12 protein-coding genes and 1 pseudogene are annotated in these 12,016 nt (G+C 41.0%); 12 read left to right on the forward strand and 1 reads right to left on the reverse strand.

All coding sequences use genetic code 11. The features are described 5' to 3' along the window. Positions 1-117: 117 nt before the first annotated feature. The 7 genes from N5909_RS03550 (at position 118) to ciaH (ending at position 7,234) form a co-directional block, all read left to right on the forward strand. Positions 118-354 (forward strand): DUF2829 domain-containing protein, encoded by a 237-nt coding sequence (locus tag N5909_RS03550; RefSeq protein WP_033681889.1) that lies wholly within the window; start codon positions 118-120, stop codon positions 352-354. Beyond that, a complete protein-coding gene (locus N5909_RS03555) occupies positions 347-1,045 on the forward strand; it encodes a 3-oxoacyl-ACP reductase (protein WP_033681888.1) in 699 nt (232 codons plus the stop codon). Before N5909_RS03550 ends, N5909_RS03555 begins: the two co-directional genes overlap by 8 nt. A gap of 128 nt (positions 1,046-1,173) precedes the next feature. Further along, entirely contained in the window at positions 1,174-2,022 is an 849-nt protein-coding gene (locus N5909_RS03560; protein WP_333908940.1) for a putative PEP-binding protein, read from the forward strand. Further along, on the forward strand, positions 2,019-2,459 hold the full coding sequence (locus N5909_RS03565) for an ASCH domain-containing protein (protein WP_271630822.1): 441 nt from the start codon (positions 2,019-2,021) through the stop codon (positions 2,457-2,459). The genes N5909_RS03560 and N5909_RS03565 overlap by 4 nt, the downstream gene beginning before the upstream one ends. A gap of 121 nt (positions 2,460-2,580) precedes the next feature. Then, the gene (locus N5909_RS03570; RefSeq protein ID WP_033681886.1) at positions 2,581-5,127 is read left to right on the forward strand and encodes a M1 family metallopeptidase; all 2,547 of its coding nucleotides are present in this window, start codon (positions 2,581-2,583) and stop codon (positions 5,125-5,127) included. A gap of 108 nt (positions 5,128-5,235) precedes the next feature. Continuing rightward, complete coding sequence (gene ciaR / locus N5909_RS03575) at positions 5,236-5,910, forward strand: two-component system response regulator CiaR (protein WP_000590639.1); 675 nt, start codon at positions 5,236-5,238, stop codon at positions 5,908-5,910. Continuing rightward, positions 5,900-7,234 (forward strand): two-component system sensor histidine kinase CiaH, encoded by a 1,335-nt coding sequence (ciaH, locus tag N5909_RS03580; RefSeq protein ID WP_271630823.1) that lies wholly within the window; start codon positions 5,900-5,902, stop codon positions 7,232-7,234. The genes ciaR and ciaH overlap by 11 nt, the downstream gene beginning before the upstream one ends. Before the next feature lie 33 nt (positions 7,235-7,267). Here the strand turns inward: ciaH and N5909_RS03585 are convergent, their stop codons facing one another. Next, a complete protein-coding gene (locus N5909_RS03585; RefSeq protein WP_033681883.1) occupies positions 7,268-7,555 on the reverse strand; it encodes a DUF3270 domain-containing protein in 288 nt (95 codons plus the stop codon). Between the two features lie 139 nt (positions 7,556-7,694). Between N5909_RS03585 and N5909_RS03590 the strand changes: the two genes are divergently transcribed. The 5 genes and pseudogenes from N5909_RS03590 to N5909_RS03610 all read left to right on the forward strand — a co-directional run bounded on the left by N5909_RS03590 (position 7,695) and on the right by N5909_RS03610 (position 12,015). After that, a complete protein-coding gene (locus N5909_RS03590; RefSeq protein ID WP_033681882.1) occupies positions 7,695-8,624 on the forward strand; it encodes a peptidase U32 family protein in 930 nt (309 codons plus the stop codon). Positions 8,625-8,729: 105 nt separating this feature from the next. Then, complete coding sequence (rpiA, locus tag N5909_RS03595; protein WP_020901779.1) at positions 8,730-9,413, forward strand: ribose-5-phosphate isomerase RpiA; 684 nt, start codon at positions 8,730-8,732, stop codon at positions 9,411-9,413. A 23-nt stretch (positions 9,414-9,436) separates the two neighbouring features. Further along, entirely contained in the window at positions 9,437-10,648 is a 1,212-nt protein-coding gene (locus tag N5909_RS03600) for a phosphopentomutase (RefSeq protein ID WP_271630824.1), read from the forward strand. 1 nt (position 10,649) lies between these two features. Then, a pseudogene (locus N5909_RS03605) lies at positions 10,650-11,205 on the forward strand (DUF1697 domain-containing protein); the annotation flags it as partial. After that, complete coding sequence (locus tag N5909_RS03610) at positions 11,206-12,015, forward strand: purine-nucleoside phosphorylase (RefSeq protein ID WP_254753708.1); 810 nt, start codon at positions 11,206-11,208, stop codon at positions 12,013-12,015. The last annotated feature ends 1 nt before the right edge of the window (position 12,016 follow it).

The raw sequence follows: 12,016 nt of genomic DNA on the forward strand, positions 1-12,016 counted from the left end.
TTATTTTTCCGTAGATTTAAGAAGATAAAATGGAGTGAAGTATAGTCAAAAAGCCGTTTTAAAGCGGTTTTTTTGTTATAATGAAGGGAAGAATTATTGATATTAAAGGAGAAAAACATGACATTTGAAGAAATTCTACCTGGGTTAAAGGCTAAGAAAAAATATGTACGAACTGGTTGGGGAGGTGCGGAAAACTATGTCCAACTTTTTGATACTATTGAACAAAACGGGGTTGCACTTGAAGTGACACCTTATTTCCTAATCAACGTGTCTGGAGAAGGGGAAGGTTTTTCCATGTGGAGTCCGACACCTTGTGATGTTTTGGCGACGGATTGGGTAGAAGTGTATGGCTAAACGTGTACTCATTACAGGAGTGAGTTCAGGGATTGGTCTGGCTCAAGCTCGACTCTTTTTAGAAAAGGGCTATCAAGTTTATGGAGTGGACCAAGGTGAAAATCCACTCTTACAGGGTGATTTCCATTTTTTACAGAGAGATTTGACCTTGGACTTGGAGCCTATTTTTGACTGGTGTCCTCAGGTGGATGTTTTGTGCAATACTGCTGGAGTTTTGGATGATTATAAACCCCTATTGGAACAATCAGCGCAGGAAATTCAAGAGATTTTTGAAATTAACTACGTTACTCCAGTAGAGTTGACTCGGCATTATTTGACACAAATGCTGGAGAATAAAAAAGGAATCATTATCAATATGTGCTCCATTGCTTCTAGCCTAGCAGGTGGTGGTGGACACGCCTATACTTCTTCGAAGCACGCCTTGGCTGGATTTACCAAGCAATTGGCTCTAGACTATGCTGGAGCTGGGATTCAGATCTTTGGTATCGCTCCAGGAGCAGTCAAGACAGCTATGACTGCTGCGGACTTTGAGCCAGGTGGATTGGCTGACTGGGTTGCTAGTGAAACACCAATCAAGCGCTGGATTGAGTCAGAAGAAGTTGCAGAAGTCAGTCTCTTTTTGGCCAGTGGAAAGGCATCTGCCATGCAAGGGCAAATCTTGACAATAGATGGTGGCTGGTCTTTGAAGTAGGAGGAGTTGGCTGGATATTCAAGAGATCACAGAAGAAAATGCATCGCCATTAGTCTTGAAGGTTAAGACTGAATTATTAGGATTTTCAGAACTGGACAAGACTTCTTACATGAATTGGAAGGTGAATGATGAGAAACCAACTGGCTCTTAGTGGCGAAAAACTTGATGATAAAGTTTACCCACAACTATTGCACCACGTCGGCATGATTCGTGGGGAATACTTGTTGAGAGAGCTCAATCAAAATATACTATTAGCAAGTTGTCAGCAATTTGTAAAAGATTATCTAGAGACTATCTGCTCCCTGTACTCAGATGAAGAAGTTTGGTATCGTTTTTCTGAATTAACGAATACAGAAGCTAATTGTCTAAAGGGGACTAAAGAGTTTTTTGACGAAGGGCATCCCTTATTTGGATATAGAGGAACTAGGCGTTTGCTGGCGTGTCCTGATGAATTTCAGGCTGAAGCACATGTCGTTACAGAAGTTTATCAAAACAATCCCAATCTATCTGTTATCTTTCCTTTTGTCAATGATGCTGAGCAGTTAAAGCAAGCTATTATAGTATTGCGTCATCAAGGTTTTACTGGGAAAATTGCCACGATGATTGAATTACCGTCAGCATATTTTGACTTAGACAGCATACTGGAAGCTGGTATTTCAAAGATTGTAGTTGGAATGAATGATTTGACTTCTTTTATTTTTGCGACTGTGAGAAACAGTCAATGGCATGACATGGAAAGTCCAATAATGTTAGATATGCTAAGAGATATGCAGGATAAAGCAAGGATGAAAAAGATTGACTTTGCTGTAGCAGGCTATCTGAATGATTCTTTCATACAAAAAATGAATCAGTTGGGTATCAAGTGCATTATTCACCACAGTTCTATTCTAGAGATTTTTAATTTAGAGATTGACCATCCAGACCACCTCAAACGTGTAAAAGAAGAGAGTAAAAAATTACAAAGGAGCAACCCATGACACCTCAAGAAATGTGGAATGCCTACAAGCAAATCAACCCCTCAATTGGAGATGAGATAGATGCCTGGGCTTTTGGAGAGGAAGCCGATTTCTTGGCAGATTTGGTTTTAAAAGACTCAAAGACAGCGACCGCATCAGCTTATGATCTTTATGCAGTTGATAATGAACCCTTGCCACAAGAAGGGACGTTTGACATCATTTTAGATGGGCAAGATCAGGCTGTCTGCATTGTCGAAATTACAAGGGTTTCCGTTCAGCCCTTTAATCAAGTTTCTGCGCAACATGCCTATAAGGAAGGTGAGGGAGACAAATCCCTAGCCTATTGGCGTCAGGTTCATGAGGACTTTTTCACCGAGTGGATGAGGGAGGCTGGGCTGACTTTTACACCTGAAAGCAAGGTTGTTTTAGAAGAATTTCGCAAGGTCTACCCACTGTAGACTATTAGAAGGAAGAAAGTTTTGGAAATCGCCGTCCAATCCTTTTTTCTTAAGCAAAACATGATATAATAAGTTTGTTTGAAGAAGAGCTCTAGCTCTTAAACTTAGATAGGAGAAAACTATGCAAGCAGTTGAACATTTTATTAAGCAATTTGTTCCTGAACATTATGATTTATTTTTAGACTTGAGTCGTGAGACCAAGACGTTTTCAGGAAAGGTGACTATTAGTGGTCAAGCACAGAGTGACCGTATTTCCCTCCACCAAAAAGACTTGGAAATCGCTTCGGTAGAAGTTGCAGGTCAAGCTCGTCCATTTACAGTTGATCATGACAATGAAGCCCTTCATATTGAACTTGCGGAAGCTGGTCAAGTTGAAGTTGTTATTGCTTTCTCAGGAAAAATCACAGACAACATGACAGGAATTTATCCTTCTTATTACACAGTTGATGGAGTCAAGAAGGAAGTCTTATCTACACAGTTCGAGAGTCATTTTGCGCGCGAAGCCTTCCCATGTGTGGATGAGCCAGAAGCCAAAGCAACTTTTGACCTCTCTCTACGTTTTGACCAAGCAGAAGGTGAATTGGCCTTGTCTAACATGCCTGAGATTGAGGTTGAAAACCGTAAAGAAACAGGTATCTGGAAGTTTGAGACAACACCTCGCATGTCTTCTTACTTGTTGGCCTTTGTTGCTGGTGATTTGCAAGGTGTGACGGCTAAAACTAAAAACGGTACCCTCGTAGGTGTTTATTCAACCAAAGCTCATCCACTATCAAACCTTGATTTCTCACTGGATATCGCTGTTCGCTCTATCGAGTTTTACGAAGATTACTATGGAGTTAAGTACCCGATTCCTCAATCTCTCCACATCGCCCTTCCTGACTTCTCAGCTGGTGCTATGGAAAACTGGGGGCTTGTGACCTACCGTGAAGTTTACTTGGTTGTGGATGAAAACTCAACATTTGCTAGCCGTCAACAAGTTGCCCTAGTTGTGGCCCATGAATTGGCTCACCAATGGTTTGGAAACCTGGTAACTATGAAATGGTGGGATGACCTTTGGCTCAATGAAAGCTTTGCTAACATGATGGAGTACGTCTGTGTGGATGCTATTGAACCAAGTTGGAATATCTTTGAAGATTTCCAAACAGGTGGTGTTCCGTCTGCCTTGAAACGTGATGCTACTGATGGCGTTCAGTCTGTCCACGTCGAAGTTAAACACCCAGATGAAATCAATACGCTCTTTGACGGAGCTATCGTCTATGCCAAAGGAAGCCGTCTCATGCACATGCTTCGTCGTTGGCTAGGTGATGCCGATTTTGCCAAAGGTTTGCATGCCTACTTTGAAAAACATCAATACAGCAATACAATTGGTCGTGACCTTTGGGATGCTCTTGGTCAAGCGTCTGGACGTGATGTCGCAGCCTTTATGGATTCCTGGTTGGAACAACCTGGTTATCCAGTTCTCACTGTCAAAGTTGAAAATGATGTCTTGAAGATTTCACAAAAACAATTCTTTATCGGTGAGCACGAAAACAAGAACCGTCTCTGGGTTGTGCCACTAAACAGCAACTGGAAAGGCTTGCCTGATACACTCGAAACTGAAAGCATCGAAATCCCTGGCTACGCAGCCCTTCTTGCTGAAAATGAAGGAGCTCTTCGTCTCAACACTGAAAATACAGCGCACTACATTACAGACTATCAAGGAGACTTGTTGGATGCAGTTCTTGCTGACCTAGTTGAGCTTGATAATACAAGTAAACTGCAAATCGTCCAAGAACGTCGCTTGCTTGCTGAAGCAGGGCACATTTCTTATGCAGACTTGCTTCCAGTACTTGATAAACTCGCTAAAGAAGAATCTTACCTTGTTGTTTCAGCTGTTTCTCAAGTAATTTCTGCCTTTGAGCGCTTTATCGATGAAGGAACAGAAGCTGAAAGAGCCTTCAAAGCTTTGGTTGCTAAATTGGCTCGTCACAACTATGACCGTCTTGGTTTTGAAGCTAAAGATGGTGAATCAGATGAGGATGAATTGGTTCGTCAACTAGCTGTTTCTATGATGATTCGCTCAAATGATGCAGAAGCTAGTCAAGCCGCTAGCCAAATCTTCGCGACTCACAAGGAGAATCTTGCAGGACTTCCAGCAGCTATTCGCTCACAAGTTCTGATCAATGAGATGAAACATCATGAGACTAAAGACTTGTTAGCACTTTATCTTGATACTTATACTCATGCAACAGATGCTGTCTTTAAACGCCAGTTGGCAGCTGCTCTTGCTTACAGTACAGATGCGGACAATATCCAAACCTTGATTGCTGCTTGGAAGGACAAATTTGTGGTCAAACCACAAGACTTATCTGCTTGGTACTTCCAGTTCTTAAGCCATCAAGCAACTCAGGAAACAGCATGGTCTTGGGCTCGTGAAAACTGGGCTTGGATTAAGGCAGCTCTTGGTGGAGATATGAGCTTTGATAGCTTTGTTATCCTTCCTGCACACGTATTTAAGACTCAGCAACGTTTGGCAGAGTACAAGGAATTCTTTGAACCGCAACTTTCTGACCTTGCTCTTAGCCGTAACATCGGTATGGGAATCAAGGAAATTGCAGCGCGTGTTGACTTGATTAACCGTGAAAAAGCTGCAGTGGAAGCAGTCGTTCTTCAATACGGAAATGCATAAATAAGCCTAAAATAAAAAGAAAACTCAGCTATCTCATGTAAAATGCAGAGAGTTGAGTTTTTTTTAAGGCAAATTTGGTATAATGGTTTTAATAAGGAGGAGTTTCTCATGATAAAAATCTTATTGGTTGAGGATGACCTAGGCCTGTCAAATTCAGTATTTGACTTTTTAGACGATTTTGCGGATGTCATGCAGGTATTTGATGGAGAAGAAGGTCTCTACGAAGCTGAGAGTGGCGTTTATGACTTGATTTTGCTCGATTTAATGTTGCCTGAAAAAAATGGCTTCCAAGTATTGAAAGAATTGCGTGAAAAGGGAATTACGACACCAGTTCTGATTATGACTGCCAAGGAAAGTTTGGATGACAAGGGACATGGATTTGAACTGGGAGCGGATGATTATCTGACTAAACCTTTCTATTTAGAAGAACTTAAAATGCGGATTCAAGCCCTTCTTAAACGTTCAGGCAAGTTTAATGAAAACACCTTGACTTATGGAAATATTGTGGTTAATTTGTCAACCAATACCGTTAAAGTCGAAGATACTCCTGTCGAATTACTGGGGAAAGAGTTCGATTTACTGGTTTATTTCCTTCAAAATCAAAATGTTATTTTGCCTAAGACTCAGATTTTTGATCGTCTATGGGGATTTGATAGTGACACAACGATTTCAGTTGTCGAAGTCTATGTTTCAAAAGTCCGTAAGAAATTAAAAGGAACCACTTTTGCAGAGAATTTGCAAACCTTGCGCAGTGTTGGGTATATTTTAAAAGATGTTCAGTAAACTAAAAAAAACATGGTATGCGGATGACTTTAGTTACTTTATTCGTAACTTTGGTGTTTTCACTCTGATTTTCTCCACCATGACCTTGATTATTTTACAGGTCATGCACTCGAGTCTCTATACTTCGGTGGACGATACGCTACATGGTTTGAGTAATAATCCTCAGGCAGTTATTCAGCTGGCAGTAAATAGGGCGACAGAAGAGATTAAAGATTTAGAGAATGCTGCCACAGATACTAGTAAGACTGATGTAAAACCCAATGTCAGTTCCAACACAGAGGTTATTCTTTTTGATAAGAATTTTACCCAACTTCTTTCTGGAAATCGATTTTTGGGCTTGGATAAGATTAAGTTAGAAAAGAAAGAACTAGGTCATATCTATCAGATTCAGGTTCTTAATAGCTATGGACAGGAAGAAATCTATCGCATGATACTGATGGAAACGAATATTAGTTCGGTTTCAACCAATATCAAGTATGCGGCTGTCTTGATTAATACCAGTCAGTTGGAGCAGGCCAGTCAAAAGCATGAGCAATTGATTGTGATTGTGATGGCAAGTTTCTGGATTTTGTCTTTGCTTGCCAGTCTCTATCTAGCTAGGGTCAGTGTTCGGCCCCTGCTTGAGAGCATGCAGAAGCAGCAGTCCTTTGTGGAAAATGCCAGTCATGAGTTACGAACTCCACTTGCTGTTTTGCAAAATCGCTTAGAAACCCTTTTCCGTAAGCCAGAAGCTACCATTATGGATGTGAGTGAAAGTATTGCGTCTAGTTTGGAAGAAGTCCGAAATATGCGATTTTTGACAACAAACTTGTTGAATTTAGCTCGTAGAGATGATGGGATTAAGCCAGAACTTGCTGAAGTCCCAACTAGCTTTTTTAATACAACTTTCACAAATTATGAGATGATTGCTTCGGAAAATGACCGTGTCTTCCGTTTTGAGAATCGTATCCATCGAACGATCGTCACAGATCAGCTTCTGTTAAAACAACTGATGACTATTCTATTTGATAATGCCATCAAATATACTGAAGAGGATGGTGAAATAGATTTTGTGATTTCAGCAACCGATCGTAATCTGTATTTACTTGTTTCTGATAATGGAGTCGGTATCTCCGCAGAAGATAAGAAGAAAATTTTTGACCGCTTTTATCGAGTGGACAAGGCTAGAACCCGTCAAAAAGGTGGTTTTGGTTTAGGATTATCTCTGGCCAAGCAAATTGTAGATGCACTAAAAGGAACTATTACTGTTAAAGATAATAAACCAAAGGGAACAATCTTTGAAGTGAAGATTGCCATCCATACACCATCTAAAAAGAAAAAATAAAAATATCGCTCCAGCTGGGGCGATATTTTAGATTTATCTTCTACGTTTTCGTTTGATAATAGTTCGTTGAATTTTTAAGACAAGTAAGCTGGATCCGATTGCTGCGGCAAATGCAAGAGCAGTTGATAATTTTAATGCTAAAAAGATAAAACTAAAGATAGCAATACAGATACAAAAAACAGCGATATTAACAAAAAATAGGATTTCCTTGAGATTGGCATCAGATTGCGCTTCAGGTGTATAATCTTGATAGCGTGGAACCTGCTTGCTTAATTCTTCTTGATTGTCTACCTCATAGGATTGTAATTTTCTTACGGGCATTATTCTCTCCTTAACAGTACATACCTATTTTATCATTTTTTTAGCAGGGAATTATTACAGAAAGGTTACAAAAAGAATAAAGTCCCTTTTCATTTTTAAAGAATAGCTGATTTTTGAGAAATATGGTATAATTTTTCTTATGGAAAAGATTATCATTACAGCAACTGCTGAAAGTATTGAACAAGTTAAACAACTGCTCGAAGCTGGCGTAGACCGTATCTATGTCGGTGAGAAAGATTTTGGCCTTCGTCTGCCAACGACCTTTAGTTATGACCAATTGCGTGAAATTGCTAATCTGGTTCATGATGCTGGTAAGGAATTGGTCGTTGCGGTTAACGCCCTCATGCACCAAGATATGATGGACCGTATCAAGCCTTTCTTAGACTTCTTGGAAGAAATTAAGACAGATTACATTACGATTGGGGATGCAGGTGTCTTTTACGTAGTCAATCGTGATGGTTATTCATTTAAGACCATCTATGATGCTTCAACCATGGTAACTAGCAGTCGTCAGATAAACTTCTGGGGACAAAAGGCTGGCGCATCTGAGGCTGTTTTGGCGCGTGAAATTCCATCTGCTGAACTCTTCAAAATGCCAGAGATTTTGGAAATTCCTGCTGAAGTGTTGGTTTATGGAGCTAGTGTGATTCACCATTCTAAGCGTCCTCTCTTGCAAAACTACTATAACTTTACACATATCGATGACGAAAAGACTCGCAAGCGTGACCTCTTCTTGGCTGAGCCAAGTGACCCAGAGAGCCACTATTCCATTTTTGAAGACAATCATGGAACCCACATCTTTGCCAACAATGACCTTGATTTGATGACCAAATTGACAGAATTGGTGGAGCATGGTTTCACTCACTGGAAACTAGAAGGTCTCTACACTCCTGGTCAGAACTTTGTTGAGATTGCAAAACTCTTTATCCAGGCACGTAGCTTGATTCAAGAGGGCAACTTTAGCCATGACCAAGCCTTCTTGTTGGATGAAGAAGTGCGTAAACTTCACCCTAAAAACCGATTCCTTGATACAGGATTCTATGATTACGATCCTGATATGGTTAAATAGGACATCAAAACCCGAAATAAAAATGTTCGGGTTTTTCCAGTGTATCCATGAAATAAAAACGGATAGATGTTATAATAAAAGTAGCTCTTTAATGGAGGTGTTTGAGTGGAAAATCTGAAGAAAATGGCAGGTATCAAGGCTGCTGAGTTTGTCAAGGATGGCATGGTTGTCGGACTGGGAACAGGTTCTACTGCCTATTATTTTGTCGAAGAAATTGGTCGTCGTATCAAGGAAGAAGAGTTGCAGATTACAGCTGTAACGACTTCCAGTGTGACCAGTAAACAGGCTGAAGGGCTTAATATCCCACTCAAGTCTATTGACCAAGTAGATGTTGTCGATGTGACGGTTGATGGAGCGGATGAAGTGGATAGCCAGTTTAACGGAATCAAAGGTGGTGGTGGTGCCCTTCTCATGGAGAAGGTTGTCGCAACGCCCTCAAAAGAATACATTTGGGTGGTGGATGAAAGCAAGATGGTAGACAAACTAGGTGCTTTTAAATTGCCAGTAGAAGTGGTTCAGTATGGCGCAGAACAGGTTTTTCGTCGTTTTGAGCGAGCTGGCTACAAACCAAGTTTCCGTGAAAAAGACGGTCAACGTTTTGTGACAGATATGCAGAATTTTATCATTGACCTTGCCTTAGATGTCATTGAAAATCCAATTGCCTTTGGGCAAGAATTGGACCATGTCGTTGGTGTTGTAGAACACGGCTTATTTAACCAAATGGTAGATAAGGTCATCGTTGCTGGACAAGATGGAGTTCAGATTTTAACTTCAACAAAATCAAAATAATCAAAATAATAAGGAGATACACTATGTCAAAATTTAATCGTATTCACTTGGTGGTACTGGATTCTGTAGGAATCGGTGCTGCACCAGATGCTAATAACTTTGTCAATGCAGGGGTTCCAGATGGGGCTTCTGACACACTGGGACACATTTCAAAAGCAGTTGGTTTGAATGTCCCAAACATGGCTAAAATCGGTCTAGGAAATATTCCTCGTGAAACTCCTCTTAAGACTGTTCCAGCTGAAAGCAATCCAACAGGTTATGCAACAAAATTAGAAGAAGTATCTCTTGGTAAGGATACTATGACCGGACACTGGGAAATCATGGGCCTTAACATTACAGAACCTTTCGATACTTTCTGGAATGGATTCCCAGAAGAAATCTTGACAAAAATCGAAGAATTCTCAGGATGCAAGGTTATTCGTGAAGCTAACAAACCTTACTCAGGAACAGCCGTTATCGATGATTTTGGACCACGCCAGATGGAAACTGGGGAGTTGATTATCTATACTTCAGCTGACCCTGTTTTGCAAATTGCTGCCCACGAAGACATCATTCCTTTGGATGAACTCTACCGTATCTGTGAATACGCTCGTTCGATCACCCTTGAGCGCCCAGCCCTTCTGGGACGTGTCATTGCTCGCCCTTATGTAGGTGAACCAGGTAACTTCACTCGTACGGCAAACCGTCGTGACTTGGCAGTTTCACCATTTGCACCAACTGTTTTGGATAAATTGAATGAAGCTGGTATCGATACTTATGCTGTTGGTAAAATCAATGATATCTTTAACGGTGCGGGTATCAACCATGATATGGGACACAATAAGTCAAATAGCCATGGAATTGATACACTCTTGAAGACCATGGGCCTTGCTGAGTTTGAAAAAGGATTCTCATTCACAAACTTGGTGGACTTTGATGCCCTTTACGGCCACCGTCGTAATGCTCACGGTTACCGTGATTGCTTGCATGAGTTTGATGAACGCTTGCCTGAAATTATCGCAGCTATGAGAGAGAATGACCTTCTCTTGATAACTGCGGACCATGGAAATGACCCAACCTATGCAGGAACAGACCACACTCGTGAATATATTCCACTTTTGGCTTACAGTCCTTCCTTTAAAGGAAATGGTGTCATTCCAGTTGGACATTTTGCAGATATCTCAGCGACTGTTGCCGATAACTTTGGTGTTGAAACTGCCATGATTGGGGAAAGTTTCTTAGATAAATTGGTATAAGATGACGCGTTATGCTTTGCTAGTGAGAGGCATTAATGTTGGTGGCAAGAATAAGGTCGTCATGGCGGAGCTTCGTCAAGAACTGACAGAGTTGGGAATTGAAAAAGTTGAAACCTACATCAACAGTGGCAATATTTTCTTTACTTCGACAGATGCCAAAGCCCGATTGGTCGAAATGTTAGAGGCTTTCTTTGAAATCCATTATCCATTTATTCAGAGCTTTTCTTTACTGAGTCTAGAGGAATTTGAAGCGGAACTTGAAAATCTGCCTGAATGGTGGACCAAAGATTTGGCTCGAAAAGATGTCCTCTTCTATACGGAGAGCTTGGATGTGGATCAAGTGATCGAGAAAGTGGACAGTTTGGAACTGGTAGATGAAGTCGTTCATTTCGGAAAACTTGGTATTTTCTGGGGGAAATTCTCTGAAGAATCCTACTATGCAACTGCCTATCACAAATACTTACTCAAGATGCCTTTCTACCGCCAAATCACCATTCGCAATGCTAAAACTTTTGACAAAATCGGTCAAATGCTAAAAAAATAATAAAGGAGACACAATGACGTTTTTAAATAAGATCAAGGAAACAGCTGACTTCCTGAAAGACAAGGGAATCCAAGCACCTGAGTTCGGTCTAATCCTTGGATCAGGTCTGGGAGAATTGGCAGAAGAAATCGAAAATCCAGTTGTAGTAGACTATGCAGATATTCCAAACTGGGGCCGTTCGACAGTAGTCGGACACGCTGGTAAATTGGTATACGGTGACCTTGCAGGTCGCAAGGTCTTAGCTCTTCAAGGTCGTTTTCATTTCTACGAAGGAAATCCTCTGGAAGTCGTGACTTTCCCAGTTCGTGTCATGAAAGTTCTCGGATGTGAAGGTGTCATTGTAACCAATGCTGCTGGAGGAATTGGATATGGTCCAGGTACTTTGATGGCTATCTCAGACCATATCAACATGACAGGTCAAAACCCATTGATGGGTGAAAACTTGGATGACTTTGGCCCACGTTTCCCAGATATGTCTAAGGCCTACACACCAGAATACCGTGCTACTGCCCATGAAGTGGCTAAAAAACTTGGTATCAAGCTTGATGAAGGTGTCTATATTGGTGTAACTGGTCCGACTTATGAAACACCAGCAGAAATTCGTGCCTATAAGACACTGGGAGCAGATGCCGTTGGTATGTCTACGGTTCCTGAAGTTATTGTGGCAGCTCACTCAGGCTTGAAAGTTCTAGGTATTTCATGTATCACTAACTTTGCTGCTGGCTTCCAAGAAGAACTGAACCACGAAGAAGTTGTAGAAGTAACCGAACGTGTCAAAGGTGATTTCAAGGGCTTGCTGAAAGCAATTCTTGCTGAATTGTAAT

This window comes from Streptococcus gwangjuensis, from assembly GCF_028156745.1.
GTDB lineage: Bacteria > Bacillota > Bacilli > Lactobacillales > Streptococcaceae > Streptococcus > Streptococcus gwangjuense_A.